This is a genomic window from Aeromonas sp. S8(2024), from assembly GCF_041403085.1.
Lineage (GTDB): Bacteria > Pseudomonadota > Gammaproteobacteria > Enterobacterales > Aeromonadaceae > Aeromonas > Aeromonas dhakensis.
This window is the reverse complement of record NZ_JBGLRF010000003.1, coordinates 262,106-277,658: the sequence shown is the minus strand read 5'-3', so window position 1 is coordinate 277,658 and position 15,553 is coordinate 262,106. Positions and strand designations below refer to the sequence as shown.

The 15,553-nt window shown below is 64.0% G+C and carries 14 protein-coding genes; 8 read left to right on the top strand and 6 right to left on the bottom strand.

Annotation, left to right across the window (positions count from 1 at the left end; all coding sequences use genetic code 11):
* Positions 1-63: 63 nt before the first annotated feature.
* The gene (moeB, locus tag ACB031_RS10135; RefSeq protein WP_371139494.1) at positions 64-819 is read right to left on the bottom strand and encodes a molybdopterin-synthase adenylyltransferase MoeB; all 756 of its coding nucleotides are present in this window, start codon (positions 817-819) and stop codon (positions 64-66) included.
* The gene (moeA, locus tag ACB031_RS10130) at positions 816-2,042 is read right to left on the bottom strand and encodes a molybdopterin molybdotransferase MoeA (protein ID WP_371139493.1); all 1,227 of its coding nucleotides are present in this window, start codon (positions 2,040-2,042) and stop codon (positions 816-818) included. The genes moeB and moeA overlap by 4 nt, the downstream gene beginning before the upstream one ends.
* 304 nt (positions 2,043-2,346) lie before the next feature.
* Here moeA and folE point away from each other — a divergent pair, with 304 nt between their 5' ends.
* Both folE and ACB031_RS10120 read left to right on the top strand, forming a co-directional pair.
* Entirely contained in the window at positions 2,347-3,003 is a 657-nt protein-coding gene (gene folE / locus ACB031_RS10125; protein ID WP_005299391.1) for a GTP cyclohydrolase I FolE, read from the top strand.
* A gap of 396 nt (positions 3,004-3,399) precedes the next feature.
* Entirely contained in the window at positions 3,400-5,055 is a 1,656-nt protein-coding gene (locus ACB031_RS10120) for a methyl-accepting chemotaxis protein (protein ID WP_371139492.1), read from the top strand.
* Between the two features lie 126 nt (positions 5,056-5,181).
* Here ACB031_RS10120 and ACB031_RS10115 read toward each other — a convergent pair whose 3' ends face one another.
* The gene (locus tag ACB031_RS10115; RefSeq protein ID WP_371139491.1) at positions 5,182-6,912 is read right to left on the bottom strand and encodes a formate--tetrahydrofolate ligase; all 1,731 of its coding nucleotides are present in this window, start codon (positions 6,910-6,912) and stop codon (positions 5,182-5,184) included.
* A gap of 66 nt (positions 6,913-6,978) precedes the next feature.
* Here ACB031_RS10115 and ACB031_RS10110 point away from each other — a divergent pair, with 66 nt between their 5' ends.
* Positions 6,979-7,395: a hypothetical protein gene (locus ACB031_RS10110; protein ID WP_017766037.1), complete on the top strand. Its 417-nt coding sequence runs from the start codon at positions 6,979-6,981 to the stop codon at positions 7,393-7,395.
* A gap of 23 nt (positions 7,396-7,418) precedes the next feature.
* Here ACB031_RS10110 and ACB031_RS10105 read toward each other — a convergent pair whose 3' ends face one another.
* Positions 7,419-8,321, bottom strand: a complete 903-nt coding sequence (locus ACB031_RS10105) for a LysR family transcriptional regulator (protein WP_010634428.1) — start codon at positions 8,319-8,321, stop codon at positions 7,419-7,421.
* A 111-nt stretch (positions 8,322-8,432) separates the two neighbouring features.
* Here ACB031_RS10105 and ACB031_RS10100 point away from each other — a divergent pair, with 111 nt between their 5' ends.
* The 4 genes from ACB031_RS10100 (at position 8,433) to ACB031_RS10085 (ending at position 11,387) form a co-directional block, all read left to right on the top strand.
* Positions 8,433-8,993 carry a YceI family protein gene (locus ACB031_RS10100; RefSeq protein ID WP_010634427.1) on the top strand — a complete coding sequence of 187 codons (561 nt, stop codon included), beginning with the start codon at positions 8,433-8,435 and terminating at the stop codon, positions 8,991-8,993.
* Entirely contained in the window at positions 8,993-9,730 is a 738-nt protein-coding gene (locus tag ACB031_RS10095) for a hypothetical protein (protein ID WP_010634426.1), read from the top strand. Before ACB031_RS10100 ends, ACB031_RS10095 begins: the two co-directional genes overlap by 1 nt.
* A 186-nt stretch (positions 9,731-9,916) precedes the next feature.
* On the top strand, positions 9,917-11,038 hold the full coding sequence (locus ACB031_RS10090) for an adenosylhomocysteinase (protein WP_005299415.1): 1,122 nt from the start codon (positions 9,917-9,919) through the stop codon (positions 11,036-11,038).
* A 37-nt stretch (positions 11,039-11,075) separates the two neighbouring features.
* On the top strand, positions 11,076-11,387 hold the full coding sequence (locus ACB031_RS10085) for a SelT/SelW/SelH family protein (RefSeq protein ID WP_371139490.1): 312 nt from the start codon (positions 11,076-11,078) through the stop codon (positions 11,385-11,387).
* A 62-nt stretch (positions 11,388-11,449) separates the two neighbouring features.
* Here ACB031_RS10085 and ACB031_RS10080 read toward each other — a convergent pair whose 3' ends face one another.
* Together ACB031_RS10080 and pepT are read right to left on the bottom strand one after the other, a co-directional pair.
* Positions 11,450-13,174 carry a lysophospholipid acyltransferase family protein gene (locus tag ACB031_RS10080; RefSeq protein ID WP_371139489.1) on the bottom strand — a complete coding sequence of 575 codons (1,725 nt, stop codon included), beginning with the start codon at positions 13,172-13,174 and terminating at the stop codon, positions 11,450-11,452.
* A gap of 152 nt (positions 13,175-13,326) precedes the next feature.
* Positions 13,327-14,550, bottom strand: coding sequence for a peptidase T (pepT, locus tag ACB031_RS10075; protein ID WP_371139488.1), 1,224 nt, complete (start codon positions 14,548-14,550; stop codon positions 13,327-13,329).
* A gap of 33 nt (positions 14,551-14,583) precedes the next feature.
* Here pepT and ACB031_RS10070 point away from each other — a divergent pair, with 33 nt between their 5' ends.
* Positions 14,584-14,883, top strand: coding sequence for a hypothetical protein (locus ACB031_RS10070; RefSeq protein ID WP_371139487.1), 300 nt, complete (start codon positions 14,584-14,586; stop codon positions 14,881-14,883).
* Positions 14,884-15,553 lie beyond the last annotated feature (670 nt).

Sequence of the window (15,553 nt, the reverse complement as noted above, 5' to 3'; positions counted from 1 at the left end):
CAGATAAAAAAAGCCGACCCCAGGGTCGGCTTTTTTGTTGGTGCAAAGGCTCGCTGGGATGGTTCACCCGTGCGAGCAGACCGGGCAGTCGGGGCGCTTGGGCAGCTTCATTTCGCGAAAGGTGCCGCCAAGGCCGTCGATCATCAGCAGGCGGCCGCTGTAACTGCGGCCCATCCCTACCAAGAGTTTGATGGCTTCGAGCGCCTGCAGGCTGCCCACCAGACCCACCACAGGTGCCAGCACCCCCGCCTCGACGCAGGTGAGCGCCTGCTCGCCAAACAGGGCGCTGAGGCAGGCGTAGCAGGGTTCATCCTGCTGCCAGGTGAAGCTGCAGATCTGGCCCTCCAGCCGGATGGCGGCGCCGCTGACCAGCGGCACGCCGTGCTGGCGGGCCTTTTGGTTGAGCAGGTTGCGAATGGCCAGGTTGTCGGTGCAATCCAATACCAGCTGGTGGCGTGGCAACAGGGCATCGAGCAGCGCCTCGTCGGCCACGGCGGTGTGGGTCTCCACCTCAAGCCAGGGGGTGAGGGCGCGCAGGGAGTGGGCGGCGGAGTCCACCTTGTCGTGGCCGATGCGCTCATCGTTGTGCAGCACCTGGCGCTGTAGGTTGGAGAGCTCCACCTTGTCGAAATCGACCAGGGTGAGCCGGCCGACCCCGGCCACCGCCAGATACTGGCTGGCGGCGCAGCCAAGGCCACCGGCGCCGATCACCAGCACGTGAGCCTGCTTGAGCGCCTCCTGCCCCTCGAAATCGAAGGATTTGAGGATGATCTGGCGGTTGTAACGCAAGAGCTCGGCGTCGCTCAGGATCTCACTCACAGCAGCAATCCCCCGAACGGTTCGACGGTGACGGTTTCCCCTGTGGCGACCCGGCCCCGCTCGCGCTCCAGGACTATGTAGCAGTTGGCCCGCGACAGGGAGCTGAACACGGCGGAGTCCTGCGAGCCGGTGCTTCGCACCTCCAGGCCGTTTGGCCCCTGAGTCAGGATGCCGCGCTGGAAGTCGAGCCGGCCCGGCGCCTTCTTGAGCGGCTCTGCGGCAGTGGCTTGCAGCTGGAGCGGGCGCTCGAAACGCTGACCCGCCAGCTTGGCCAGCGCCGGTTGCACCAGCTGGTCGAAGGTGACCATGGCCGAGACCGGGTTGCCCGGCAGGCCGAAGAACCAGGCGTGGGGCAGGCGACCGAAGGCAAACGGCTTGCCCGGCTTGATGGCCAGCTTCCAGAAGCCGATCTCGCCGAGCTCCTCCAGCAGCTGTTTGGTGAAGTCCGCTTCCCCCACCGAGACGCCGCCGGTGGTGATGAGGGCGTCGGCCTCGCGATCGGCCTTCAGGAAGGCTGCGCGCAGCTGAGCCGGATCGTCTGGGATGATGCCAAGGTCGAGGCAATCGCAGCCCATGCGATCCAGCATGGCCCGCACGCCGTAGCGGTTGGAGTCGTAGATGTCGCCGTGGGCAAGCGGGGTACCGACCGGTTTGAGTTCATCACCGGTACTGAAGATGGCCACTTTCAGCGGTCGGCGCACCGACACGGTGGCAATGCCGAGGGAGGCCAGCAGCGGCATCTCCCGGGCGGTGAGGCGAGTACCGGCAGCGAGCACGCTGGCGCCCTCGCGGATGTCTTCGCCGCGGCGGCGAATGTTCTGGCCGGGCACCGGGGTGGTCAGAAAGGTGATCCTGTCGCCGTCGGCCTGGGTTTCTTCCTGCATCACCACCGCATCCGTCCCGGCCGGCACCGGGGCGCCGGTCATGATGCGCACGCAGTGGCCGGCGGGCCACTCACCCGGGTAGGGCTGACCGGCGAAGGCCTTGCCCGCCATGATGAGGGGGGCACCGTTGGCGAGATCAGCCAGCCGCACCGCATAACCGTCCATGGCGGAGTTGTCGAACGGGGGCACGCTGAGGGGGGAGGCGATATCCGCGGCGAGTACCCGGCCAAGGGCCTGCGGCAAGGGCAACTGTTCGCTGTCGCAGCAGCCGTCAAGCTGTGCCAGCATGCCCTGCAGGGCGTCGCTCAGGGGGAGTAGTCCGCTGGTATCAAATCCCATGTCATGACCTCATTGTGTGATGGAGGGGGTGTGAAGGGCGGATTATCCCAAAAATCCATGCCGATGGGCAGGTTGCAGCAGGATAAAACCGTTTGGCTGTACAGATAGGCAGCGACCGGGCAGCGCGCCTCCCCCCGTATGGGTAGCGCCGGCGAAGTAAAAGCCGCCAGATTGGCATAAAGTCAGGGAACGGGCTTGAGTTAGCTTGAATTATGACAATAATCGCCGTCTACTATTGCGCCACAACCGAGTGCCGTCATAGCGAGGCGGCCATCATAGTCCCTGAGCGTGGGAGAGGAACAAGATGACGAGCTTAAGTCGGGAAGCCCTGTTGGTCAGGGCCGCCCTCGAGGCCGAGGGCCTCGAAACACCTCTGGTGGCCAATACCCTGGACGGCCAGCAGAAGCGGGAGAAGATCGAGGGCCACATGCGCGCCATCATGGAGACGCTGGGGCTGGATCTGGCCGATGACAGTCTGGCGGAGACACCGCACCGCATCGCCAAGATGTACGTGAACGAAATCTTCTCCGGCCTCGATTACGCCACCTTCCCCAAGGTGACGGTGATCGAGAACAAGATGAAGGTGGACGAGATGATCATGGTGCGGGACATCAGCCTCACCAGCACCTGCGAGCACCACTTCGTCACCATCGACGGGCTGGCCCACGTGGCCTATATCCCCCGCGGCAAGGTGATCGGGCTCTCCAAGATCAACCGCATCGTGCAGTTCTTTGCCCGCCGTCCTCAGGTGCAGGAGCGCCTGACCCAGCAGATCCTGCTGGCGCTGCAGACCCTGCTCGGCACCAAGGACGTGGCCATCAGCATCAAGGCGACCCACTTCTGCGTGAAGGCCCGCGGCGTGATGGACTCCACCTCCTACACCACCACCACCTCCCTGGGTGGCGTCTTCAAGACCCAGCCCGATACCCGCGCCGAGTTTCTGGCCGGTCTGAAAGGCTGATCTGCCAGGAGATGTGTCGCCACTGCGGCACGTCTCCTCGCTTTCCCCTCTTTTTTCACTGCCCCTGACGGCCCGCTGGCTGTCGGATGGTCGCACCGACAATTTTCCTCAAGGGATGGACATCCCCGGTCGATATATCCCGTTATGGCTTGTGCGCATCTTTCGGGAGTGCGTTCAAGTCTTCAAGGTGCCAGAGCTTTGGCTGCTCTCTTGGCCGGGTGGGTCTGTTGATAAGAGACCTGCGCTCAGCCGGGCATCTTGTAAAAAATGTCGCCTCGTTCATGCAAGGACATAGATTCATCAAGGCTGGATGAGCCGCCATGGAGGCGGTGACCGCGGGCCGTATGCGTACGGTTCAGACGAGCGTTATCTGTTCACTCATATCCAGGACATGCCATGAATACCAGTACCATGACCATCGGCAAGAAACTCACCGCGGGTTTTGCCATGCTCGGCCTGATGATGGCCTTTATCGGCGGCTTCTCGCTGCTGCAGTTTGGCAACATGAACCGGGCCGCCATCGGCTTTACCGACAGCATCTTGCCCGCCGTGGTGCGCACCAGCACCCTGGGCGAGACCATCAATACCCTGCGCCGCTATGAACTGGATGTGTTTCTGGTGGCGGCCGACCCGCAGCAGAAAGCCCACTATCGCGACCTTGGCGAGCAGACCCTGCAAGAGGTCGCCCGGCAGGTCAAGGCGCACGATGCCACCATCTGGGCGGAAGACGTGGAAGAGCGGCGCACCTTCGACATCGTCAAGCAGGACTGGGACAAGTACGTGGCCCTGCACCAGCGCATCCGGCAGATGCAGGATGGCGGCCAGCTGGCCGAGGCCCAGCAGCTGTTCATGAGCGAGGGGATCACCCTCTACACCAACCTGGCCAAGTCGGTGGGGGATCTGATCCGCATCAACCACGGCTACTCAGTGGGCTCCCGTGCCCAGGTGGTGGCTGCGTTTGACAGCGCCAAGCTGAGCATCATAGTGGCGCTGGTACTGGGTCTGCTGCTGGCGGGGGCGCTCTCCACCGTGCTAACCCGCCAGATCCGCGATCCGCTGGTGATGCTGGCCCGTCAGGCCCAGCGCATCGCGAGCGGTGATCTCGGCAAGAGCGAGTTGCAGGAGTGGATCCGCGGCAATCGCTTCAAGCGTGACGAGCTGGGTCAGCTCGGCGCCGCCATCGACCGCATGCAGGGTTCGCTGGCGGATCTGGTGAGTGAAATCGCCGGCTCCGTTAGTCAGCTCAGCAGCGCAGTGGAGGAGGTGAGTGCCATCTCCGAGCAGTCCGCCACCGGCATGGCTCGCCAGCAGAGCGAGGTCTCCCAGGTCGCCACCGCCATGAACGAGATGCAGTCCACCGTCAACGAGGTAGCCCGCAACACCACGGACGCCATGAGCGCCGCCAAGGATGCCTCCCGCACCTCGACCCAGGGCAACCAGGTGGTGCGCAGCGCCATCAGCAGCATCGAGGAGGTGTCGGTCAAGATTGAGCAGGCGGGCGCCGTGGTGCAGCAGCTGGAGCAGGACAGCACCAACATCAGCATGGTGCTTGATGTCATTCGCGGCATTGCCGAGCAGACCAACCTGCTGGCCCTCAACGCGGCCATCGAGGCGGCGCGCGCCGGTGAACAGGGGCGCGGCTTTGCGGTCGTAGCCGATGAAGTGCGCTCCCTGGCCCAGCGTACCCAGAACTCCACCGCCGAGATCAGCAAGATGATCGAAGTGTTGCAGGAGCGCACCGCCGAGGCAGGTAGCGCCATGCAGCTGAGTCGCCAGCAGATGCAGGAGAGCGTGGGGCTGGCCCGGGAAGCGGGTAGCAGCATCGACACCATCAATGGTGCCGTCACCCAGATCACCGACATGAACACCCTGATCGCCACCGCCACCGAGGAGCAGAACGCGGTGACCGAGGAGCTCAACCGCAGCATCGTCAACATCCACAATGCGGCCGACGAGAACGCCCTGGGGGCCCAACAGACCGCCCAGGCCTGTGTCGAGCTGAGCAAGCTGGCCAATACGCTGCACCATATGACCCAGCGTTTTACCCTCTAAGAGCGTTTGGCAGATAGCAAAAGGCCCCGTCCAGTGACGGGGCCTTGTTGTTTCTGGCAGGCGTTTTGATCGCAGGGTCGATGAGCTCAGCGTCATCGGCCGGCGCCAGACCCTTTATCCGGCCATTTAGCTCAGGCCGACGATATCGCCGTGCTCGTCGATATCGATATGACGGTAGGCCGGCAGGCTGCCAAGGCCCGGCATGGTCATGATGGGGCCCGCCAGGGCATAGACGAAGCCGGCGCCGGCGCAGAGCTTTACCTCCTCGATGGGCACCTCGAAGTCGGTCGGCACCCCCTTGAGGGCCGGGTCATGGCTGATGGAGAGCGGCGTTTTGGCCACGCAGACCGGCAGGTGGCCCCACCCCTCGGCAGAGAGTTGCGCCAGCTGGCGGCGCGCGCGCTCAGAGAGCTGCACGCCACGCCCGCCATAGCCGCACTCCACCAAAGTGGCCAGTTTGGCGTCCAGACTCGCCTCGTCGGGGTAGAGCAGCTTGACCTTGCCTGGCTGCTCACAGGCGGTTACTACGGCTTGGGCCAGCTCGCCGGCACCGGCCCCGCCCTGGGTAAAGGCGTGGGAGATGGCACAGCCAGAAGCGCCGGCTCGCATCGCCTCGCGGGCCAGCAAGGCCAGCTCCGCCTCGCTGTCGGTGGGGAAGCGGTTGATGGCGACCACCACGGGTATGCCGTAGCGGCGGGCGTTGGCGATGTGCCAGCCGAGGTTGGCGCAGCCCTGCGTCAGGGTCGGCAGATCCTCGCCCAGCAGGCTTTGGGGCAGCGGCTGGCCCGGGCGGATGTCGAGCAGGCCGCTGTTGGCCTTGAGGCCGCGCACCGTCGCCACCAGCACCACGCAGGCCGGTACGATGCCGGATTGGCGGCTCTTGATATTGAAGAACTTCTCCAGCCCCATGTCAGAGCCAAAGCCTGCCTCGGTCACCACGTAATCGGTGAGGCCGAGGGCCATGCGATCGGCGATCACCGAGGAGTTGCCGTGGGCGATGTTGGCAAAGGGGCCGGCGTGCACCAGCACCGGGGTCTGCTCCGTGGTCTGCATCAGGGTCGGCTGCAGGGCCTCCTTGAGCAGCACCGTCATGGCGCCCGCCACTTCCAGCTGCTCGGCGGTGATGGGTTTGCCGTGCAGGTCGCGGGCCAGCTGGATGCGGCCGATGCGCGCACGCAGATCGTTCAGATCGCTCGCCAGCGCCAGAATGGCCATCAGCTCGGAGGCGGCGGTGATGACGAAGCGATCCGCTCGCTCGACGCCGTCGGCGGCGCCCCCCTGGCCGATGGTGAGGTGGCGCAGGGCGCGGTCGTTCATGTCGAGGGTGCGCGGCCAGAGGATGTGGTCTGCATCGATATCGAGCCGAGGCAGGCCGGTTCTGGCGCTGAACTGGTCACCGAGTTTGCGCTCATGGAACAGGCGGGCATCGAGGGCCGCCGCCGCCAGATTGTGGGCGGCGGTGAGGGCGTGAAAGTCACCGGTGAGGTGCAGGTTCATCTCCTCCATCGGCACCACCTGGGCGTGACCACCACCGGCGGCGCCCCCCTTGACCCCGAACACTGGCCCGAGGCTCGGTTGGCGGATGGTGGCGATGCTGGGCTGGCCGATGTGGTTGAGCCCCATGGAGAGGCCCAGGGTGGTCACTGTCTTGCCCTCGCCAAGCGGGGTGGGGGTGATGGCGCTCACCAGCACCAGCTTGCCCGTCGGTTTGGGGAGCGACTTGAGCAGCTCGAGGCTGAGTTTGCCCTTGTAGTGGCCGTATGGGCTCAGCTGGTGCGAAGGGATGGCGAGGCGCTCGGCCAGCGCGTGAATGGAGAGGCGGGGGGACTGGCGGGAGATCTCGATATCGCTTAGCATCAGCACCTCGTTGGCATGTCAGGTCAAATATGCGGCGAAGTCTAGTGGAATCAAGAGGGTTATCCAATGAGTAATAATATTTTGTCCGGCAATCGTGAGCTGCATCTAACGCCCATCGAGCTGGATCTCAACGCCCTCTATCACCCGCCCAAGCAGCCGCTCACCGCCCTTGGCATCGTCAGCGCCTTCATTCCGCTGTTTGGCTATGGCTGGCAGGCGATGACCCAGGATCCGGAGACCCACTTTCGCCACGAACTGGCCAAGCGCATCAACAAGCACAAGACCGACGAGGCCAACCTCATCCTGATCCTGCAACTTGCCGGCATGCTCGATTGCCACTGCCTGCACATCAGGCTGCCCTATGCCCTCGGCGATGAGCAGCTGGCGACCCTGCGCCAGCGGCTGCCGCGCTGGCAGCTGAACCTGCACGACGTACTGCTGGTGGCCGAGTTGCCGCTGCCTGCCGAGAGTGCCGCCTCATAGCTATTCTGTCACCGCGGCAAAACTTAAGCCTTGCGATCCCAGTAGTGGGGGGCGAGATAACGCTCCTGCACGAACTCGATGAAACAGCGCACCTTGGCCGAGACGAAGCGGCGATGCGGATAGAGGGCATAGAGCCCCACCTGCCCCTTCTCCCACTCCGGCAGCAGTGACACCAGGGCACCGGAGCGCAGCGCATCGCCGACGATGAAGGTGGGCTGCAAGATGATGCCCTGATCGTCGCAGGCAGCCCGGGTCAGGGCCACCCCGTTGTTGGCCCGCAGCGGCCCCTGCGGGCGCACGCTCAGCTGCTCGCCATCCCGTTTAAATACCCAGTCAGGCTGGGTCAGGGTATAGAGCAGGCAGTCGTGCTGCTTGAGATCCTCCGGGCTGTTCGGCGTGCCCCGACGGGCCAGGTAGCCCGGGCTGGCGCACACCTCTAGCCGCATCATGGCCAGCGGTTTGGCCACCAGGGAGGAGTCCGGCAGGTTGCCGATGCGCAGCGCCAGATCGAACCCCTCTTCCACCAGCGCCACCCGCCGGTCGCTGTACTCTATCTCCAGCTTCAGATCCGGGTAGCGTTCACGAAACAGCGGCAGGGCGGGGGAGAGGTGCAGGTAGCCAAAATCCATCGGCACCGACAGCTTGAGGGTGCCCTGGGGCTGCTGGTTGTTGCGGGTCAGCTGGCTGTGGGTCTCTTCGAGCTCCGCCAGCAGCGCCTGGGAGCGCTGGTAGTAGAACTGGCCCGCCTCGGTGGGGTTGACCTGGCGGGTGGTGCGCGACAGCAGCCGGGTGGAGAGCGACTCCTCCAGCTGCTGCATCAGCTTGGAGGTCATGGCGACCGAGATGCCGAGCTGGTTGGCGGCCTTGGTAAAACTCTGACACTCCACCACCTTGATGAAGGTGCGCATGGCGGCTATCTGGTCCATCTTTCACTCTCAGTTGATAATTATTTTAATAAATCGCTGATTATCTATGTCCGGTATGGAGGTTAGCATCTTGGCTGTTGTTGTGAACCCCCAATATGAAGGAACGAACGGATGAAGATGACCAAGGCCCTGCTGGCCTCCTGCCTGTTTATGGCGGCGCCTCTGATGGCAGCCGATTACGATGTGGATGCGGCGCATACCACGGTGCAATTCAAGGTGGGACACCTCGGCTTCTCCGAGCTGGTGGGTCGTTTCAACACCTTCAGCGGCACCTTCAGCATGGACGATGCCAACCCGGCTGCGGCCAAGGCGAGCTTCGAGATCGATGCCGCCAGCGTTGACTCCAACCACGAGCCACGCGACAAACACCTGCGCAGCCCCGATTTCCTGGACGTGAAGCAGTATCCCAAGATGACTTTCGTCAGCTCCGGCTACGAGGGCACCAAGGATAAGGGCGTGCTGAAAGGCACCCTGACCCTGCACGGCGTGTCCAAGGAAGTGGCCTTCGATCTGGTTCACATCGGTGAAGGCAAGGATCCCTGGGGTGGCTACCGCAGCGGCTTCAACGCCACCACCACCATCAAGCGCAGCGACTTTGGCGTGAACTACATGGTGCCGAACATTCCGGACGAGATGACCATCGCACTGTTTGTCGAAGGTGTGCGCAAGTAATGGGCGCGGCACTCCTGTTTCAAACCCTGGCGGCTCCTTTGGGGGCCGCTTTGCTGTCGTGGCGCTGGCCGCGGCTGGGATACCTGTGGGGCGCCCTGGCGCTCTGGCTGGTGGGCTGCTTGCTGGGCGGTGCCTACGGGCTGCCGGTCAAAGCGTGGCAATGGCTGCCACTCACCCTGTTGGTGCCTGCCCTGGCGGCGCAGCTGGCCGACCAGCGGGCCGCGCTTGTGCTGTTTGCCGCGCTCGGGGCACTGGTGTGGTGGCAGGGGCTGGCCTCGGTGCTGGCAAGCGAGCCCGCCATCTGGCTGGCGTTGCTGCCTGCCATTGGCTGGCTGGGATGGACCGGACTGCGCGGTGACAGCCGCGAGGGGCTCGGCTTTGCCCTCGGCTTCATCTGGCTGGCACTGGTGATCGGCATCGACGGCAGCCTGCTGATTGCCCAGCTGGCCGGTGCGCTGGCGGCCTTCGCCGGTTTCCGTGCTCTGCTCGGGGCCTTTGCCGGCAGCCAGGTGGCGCCTGCGGCGCTCGGGTTGGCGCTGGCCTTTATGCAGATGCTCGCCTGGCAATACGTGGAAGTGCCGCTGCTGGTCTTGCTGCCGGTCTGGCTGCTGCCGCTGCTGGAGTGGGCACTGCGCAACAAACCCTGGTTCCAGCGCTGGGCCCTGCTGATCCTGCTGGCGGGCGTAGGGGCGGGTCTGAGTCTGTGGAAGGTGTGGCCAGAGGCCTCTCTTTACTGATTTTTAGCATAAAAAACAGGCAATTAACCCAAAAGTTGCCGACTTCGTCATAGTCTGTACAGATAAAGATTGAGCCCCATAGTGGTTTCAGATAAAAAGGATTTTCAATTATCTGGACACACACAGAACCCGGTCTGACCGGGTTCTGTTTGCCTGCTTGTTTGCGGCGCGCTAAGGAGGCCACAGTTGCGCAGTCAAGGATCTGAGCATCTGTTTTTTCGCCATTTCACCGAGCAGGGACGTCTCGACGGTCTCTGCATCCTGCTGGTTACCCATCTGCTTCCCGATCGCCCCCAGTTTATCCAGGCCCTCGATCAGATCGGGCGGATCGGCGCCATCCTGCCCAAACCCAAGTCAGTTCACGGACCGACCCTGACCTGGGCCCAACAGCACTATCCGGTGCTGCCCCTCAACCGCCAGTGGACCAATACCCCGCAGGGGGTGATAGAGCACATAGCCCCGCTGGTGGCGCCCCATGAGCGGCTGATCATTCTCGATATCGGCGGCTATTTCGCCAGAACCCAGGCCACCCTCAGCGAGTATTTCGGCCCCCGTTTCCTCGGGGTGGTGGAGATGACCGAGAACGGCCATCAGCGCTATGAGCAGGAGGTGCTGTCTACTCCGGTCATCTCGGTGGCGCGCAGCCCTCTCAAGCAGGCCGAGGATATCCAGATCGGCCTGAGCGTGGTCTACTCCGCCGAATCCCTGGCCCGCACCCTCAACCGCACCTTCAATGTCTGCCAGGCCGCCCTGTTTGGCTACGGCAAGGTGGGGCGCAGCATCGCCCGCGAGCTCAGGTGCCGCAACCTGCATCTGGAGCTGGTGGAGACCGACGTGCTGCGCCAGGTGGAGGCGCTCTCCCACGGCTTCAAGCTGGTGGGCAAGGCCGAGGCCCTCAGCCGGGCCGAGCTGGTGATCTGCTCCACCGGCAACGGCGCGCTGGACCTGGCGGATCTGCAGCGGTTGCGCCCCGGCACCATGGTTGCCTCGGTCACCTCGGCGGACGACGAGTTTGCGTTCTGTCTCTCCCAACTGCCCTGGCCGAGCGAAGAGGTGTGCCCCCACGTGCTGGCGCTGACCCGCCCCGACGGCAGCACCATCTTCCTGCTCAACCGGGGTGAGGCGGTCAACTTCGTCCACGGCGCCGTCATCGGCGAATATGTCTACCTGGTGCTGGCGGAGATCATCGAAGGGGTGCGCCAGCTGGCGTTGCAGCCGCTGGCCCCCGGTCTGTTCGACCTGCCGCAGTCGACCATGCGCACCATTGCCCGCCACTGGCTGGCCGACTTCCACGGGGTCACCCAGTGAGCCTCTTTTTTATTGCCGCCATTGATGGAGTGACCACATGAGTAAGGCGACCTTGTCCACCCCCAAACCCCGCATCGAGATCCGCTACTGCACCCTCTGCCGCTGGATGCTGCGCGCCGCCTGGCTGGCCCAGGAGCTGCTCTCCACCTTCGACAGCGAGCTGGGGGAGGTGGCGCTGGTGCCGGCCAGCAAGGGGGAGTTTCGCATCCTGGTGGACGGGGTGCAGGTGTGGGATCGAGTGGCGGACGAGGGCTTCCCCGAGGCCAAGGAGATCAAGCAACGGGTGCGCGATCTCATCGCCCCAGAGCGCGATCTGGGCCACGCCGATCGCAAACCGACTGCAGAGTAAACCGCAGCATCAATGACAAAGAGAGGGAGGCGCAGGCCTCCCTCTCTCGTTGTGGCGTCCGCTCAACGGTCGGCAGCTGTGCCCGGCTTATCTTCGGCGGGGAGGCCGATATAGCGGGCCCGCTTGTGGGGCTTGAGGCGGCTCACATCCACCCACACCAGGCCGTCGATGCAGTGGTTGAAGTCGGGGTCGATTCCAAAATCCATGAACTGCACGCCGCCCGGCTCGCACAGCTCGGAGTACTGCTTGTAGAGGGTGGGAATGGCGCAGCCCAGATTGTCGAGGCGGGCCTTGAGCTCCTTGAGATCGGCGCCGTAATCCAGCCCGGCAAACAGGAGCGGTGTGGCCGGGTAGGGGCGGCGCGAGGGGGCGAGCGCGAGCTCGGGGGCAAAGTGCTGGCGGTAGAAGCTCACCAGCAGATCCTTGGCCGCCGCCGGCAGGCTGCCGGAGAGCGACACCGGGCCGAACAGGTAGCGGTAGTCGGGATAGCGGGCCAGATAGGCGCCGATGCCAAACCAGAGGTAATCGAGCCCCCGTTTGCCCCAGTAGGCGGGCTGGATGAAGCTGCGGCCAAGCTCGATGGCAAGCTCCAGCCTGGGCAGCAACTTCTCTTCAAAGCCGAACAGGGTGTGGCTGTAGAGGCCGCCTAGCCCCTTGCTGGCCAGCAACTCGGCCACTGGCGCGAAACGGTAGGCACCGATGATCTCGAGCCGGGCCGGATCCCAGAGAATGAGGTGGTGGTAGTCATCGTCGAAGGCATCGAGATCCCGCCGCTTGCCGGAGCCTTCCCCCACCGCCCGAAAGGCGATCTCCCGCAGGCGCCCCAGCTCGCGCAGGATCACCGAGTGACTCAGCTCGTGGCGTCGGTAGAGGTAGATCCCCTGGCCGTCCGGGGTGTGGCCGAGGGCCTCGCAGGATTCGATGGCCTGCTTGAGCTGGCGGCGCTCCTCCGGCAGGGCGATGGGGGCTTCGGTGGCCAGCAAGCCCCGCTTGCCACGCCCGATGCGATAGAGGTGGCTGCGCACCAGTCGGGCCGCGCTCTTGGCGGGCAGCTCCTGCACCCCGCTCACCGGAATGCGGGCACCTATGGTGATGGCGATGCGCTTCCCCTGCTGGCGAAACAGCTGCTTGACCAGCAACAGCCCCGCCCAGTCGTTGTTGAGCCAGGCGGCGAGATAGAAGGAGAGTCCATTGCACCCATCCAGGTGGATCGGCACCAGCGGGGTGCGGGTGCGCTGGGCCAGCTTGATGAAGCCTGATTGCCAGGGGCCGTCCTTGACCCCCTTGGGGCCGAGGCGCGACACCTCGCCGGCGGGAAAGATCACCAGCGCCCCTTCTCCCGCCAGGTGTTCCCCCATCGCCAGGATGGCGCGCCTGTCTGTCTTGCCCCCCAGGTTGTCCACCGGCAGCAGCAGGGGGCGCAGCGGCGTCAGCTGGGCCAGCAACTGGTTGGCCACTATCTTGACGTCCGGCCGGATGCGGCCGAGCAGGCGCAGCAGGGCAAGCCCGTCGAGGGAGCCGATGGGGTGGTTGGCGACTATGATGACCCGGCCGCTGGCCGGAATGTGCTCGAGCTGGGCCTCGCTCACCCGGTAGTCGAAGTCGAGCTCGGTCAGCGCCTGCTCGACGAAGTCGAGTCCGCGCAGATGGGGGTGGCATGCGGCGAAGCGTTGAAACGCCTGCTCGTGCAGCAGCCAGCGCAGCCCTTGTCGGAGCAGGGGGCGCAGCAGATCGTTGGCCGACAGGCGGGGCAGGTGTTGTTGTAGCAGGTCATCGACACTGAACATGGGCTGGGCTCCGATGAGTCGTTGCCCTAGCGTGACGCCCTTTTGTTCCCGCCCCATGGCAGCGGGATGACAGTTTGATGGCAAAGAGGGGAGCCGGTTAACCGGCTCCCCTCTTTGGTCATGCTTTGGTCATGGCGGTGACGATGGCCGGTTTAGTCGCGCCAGGCCGAAGTCAGGCGCACCAGCTCCACCAGGGTGGCGACCGCTTTTTCCATGGATTGCAGCGGGATGAATTCGTGCTTGCCGTGGAAGTTGTGGCCACCGGTAAAGATGTTGGGACAAGGCAGCCCCATGAAGGAGAGCCGGGCGCCGTCGGTACCGCCGCGAATGGGTTTTATCTTTGGCGCCACGTCGGCGGCCAGCATGGCGGCCTTGGCCAGCTCGACTATGTGCATGTGCGGCTCGATCTGGCTGCGCATGTTGCGATAGCTGTCGGTCAGGGTGAGCTCGATGCGCGCTTTGGGGGCCTCCAACTGCAACGAGGCGACCCGCTCCTTGAGCTGGGCCTTGCGGGCGGCAAAACCCTCGTCGTCGAAGTCGCGGATGATGTAGTGCAGGCAGGTCTCCTCCACTGTGCCGTTCATCTGGGCCAGGTGGAAGAAGCCCTGATAGCCGTCGGTGCACTCCGGGGTCTGCTCGGCGGGCATGGCGGCGTGGAAGCGGGCGGCCAGGGTCTGGCTGTTGATCATGCAGCCCTTGGCGGTACCGGGGTGCACGTTGTTGCCGATAAAGCGCACGGTGGCGCCGGCGGCGTTGAAGTTCTCGTACTCGAGCTCACCGAGCTCGCCGCCGTCCACCGTGTAGGCCCAGCGGGCCGGGAAGCGGTCCAGCGGGAAGCGGTCGGCGCCGCGGCCTATCTCCTCGTCCGGGGTAAAACCGACCCAGACATCGCCACGGGGGATCTCGGGGTGGGCCAGCAGGTGGTCGATGGCGGTGAGGATCTCGGCGATGCCCGCCTTGTCATCAGCCCCCAGCAGGGTGGTGCCGTCGGTGGTGATGAGATCCTGTCCCAGGTAGTTTTTCAGGAAACGGTAGTCGCGAATGGCCAGCACCTCGTCACCCTTGCCCAGGCAGATGTCCCCACCCTGATAGTTTTCGATGATCTGGGGCACCACCTGCTCGGCCTCGTAGTCAGCGGTATCCATGTGGGCGATGAGGCCGATGGCCGGCGCGTCCGGCTGGTTGCCCGGCAGGCAGGCGGTGAGGTAGCCGTGCTCGTCCAGGGTGACCTGGCTCAGCCCCATCTGCGTCATTTCGTCACAGAGGGCGCGGGCGAAGACCAACTGTCCCTCGCTGCTGGGACAGACGGGATTGGTCGCATCGGAGCGGGTATGAAAAGTCACGTAACGCAGAAAACGCTCAAGCAAGGTATCCATTGGCAAGCCTCAAACCTGTGGTGGAGGGTCATTGTGGCCAATCTGGCGGCGGGGCTTTTTGCGTCAGCTCAGTTTTTGCCACATTTTTTGGCGAAGATCGGGTTGGAAAGGTGTAAGGTGGTTCAGGCTGTGGTTGTTGATATCAATGACAGCATAAAATGGTCCATCAAGCGCATTTTTAAGCTGCTTGTGATGGGACTCAGTTTTCCGTCAATGCCCTTGGTGGCGGGGGAGGGGCGAGGACGGGCAAGACGGGGTTATTTTCAGGGTGAAAAAGGGCACGTGGCGGGACTTCTCCCCCCGCTTGCCAGGCCCGCTGGCGACAAGATTTGATCGCCTTATGAAAAGCTGTTTTTGAACACTATTTTTTATTGTCACCGCTGGCGGTAAGTGTGTACACTCCGCGCCGATCCAAGGGCAACCCTGAGCAGGCAGAGGCCGCCAGACTCCCGCAGGATCATACGCCTATAGGGCGAGGCACGCAGAAACGACAGACACTGCTAGGGTATGGTTTCTTTAATACCGGTTAGGCTCCGGTATCAGGGAGAACAACGGACTCTCATTTTCCGGCTGACCGAGTGAGCCATCGGCTCATCATCTTCCCTTGTCATGGGCGGTCACTGGCGGTGAGCTGGCTGTGGTTGTTGTCGTCTATCAACACGCTTGCGTGCTGACGCCTTCGCATCTCTTCCTTGAAACCCTCCCCTGCTGTCGTGACGGCTGCCGAATGATGAACGAACGACGTGGCTGATGTCGTTTGTCATCAAAGTACCGCGGCGCTGGTTGCAGCACCGCATACCGTTGAGCTTGATGTAAAGCCACCAGCCCCACATCAAGACTCGTTACTTCCCCAAGATCCACCAGGCAGCCTAGGCTTGCCGCGATGAACCAGGGAGGTGGCGACAGGTGAACGTTCAGGTCAACCCGCGGCGTCAGCGCCCGGTGCCGGACGTCTTGCCTTGCTCGCCCGCAGGCCGCTTCGGCGCGCCGCACCTGCTCATCG

What these genes read in the sequence shown, in the direction of transcription:
- ACB031_RS10105 (WP_010634428.1), bottom strand. Translation starts at nt 8,321, where the DNA reads ATGGACCAGATAGCCGCCATGCGCACCTTCATCAAGGTGGTGGAGTGT.
- ACB031_RS10080 (WP_371139489.1), bottom strand. Translation starts at nt 13,174, where the DNA reads ATGTTCAGTGTCGATGACCTGCTACAACAACACCTGCCCCGCCTGTCG.
- pepT (WP_371139488.1), bottom strand. Translation starts at nt 14,550, where the DNA reads ATGGATACCTTGCTTGAGCGTTTTCTGCGTTACGTGACTTTTCATACC.
- ACB031_RS10100 (WP_010634427.1), top strand. Translation starts at nt 8,433, where the DNA reads ATGAAGATGACCAAGGCCCTGCTGGCCTCCTGCCTGTTTATGGCGGCG.
- folE (WP_005299391.1), top strand. Translation starts at nt 2,347, where the DNA reads ATGACGAGCTTAAGTCGGGAAGCCCTGTTGGTCAGGGCCGCCCTCGAG.
- ACB031_RS10095 (WP_010634426.1), top strand. Translation starts at nt 8,993, where the DNA reads ATGGGCGCGGCACTCCTGTTTCAAACCCTGGCGGCTCCTTTGGGGGCC.
- ACB031_RS10085 (WP_371139490.1), top strand. Translation starts at nt 11,076, where the DNA reads ATGAGTAAGGCGACCTTGTCCACCCCCAAACCCCGCATCGAGATCCGC.
- moeA (WP_371139493.1), bottom strand. Translation starts at nt 2,042, where the DNA reads ATGGGATTTGATACCAGCGGACTACTCCCCCTGAGCGACGCCCTGCAG.
- ACB031_RS10120 (WP_371139492.1), top strand. Translation starts at nt 3,400, where the DNA reads ATGAATACCAGTACCATGACCATCGGCAAGAAACTCACCGCGGGTTTT.
- ACB031_RS10115 (WP_371139491.1), bottom strand. Translation starts at nt 6,912, where the DNA reads ATGCTAAGCGATATCGAGATCTCCCGCCAGTCCCCCCGCCTCTCCATT.
- ACB031_RS10110 (WP_017766037.1), top strand. Translation starts at nt 6,979, where the DNA reads ATGAGTAATAATATTTTGTCCGGCAATCGTGAGCTGCATCTAACGCCC.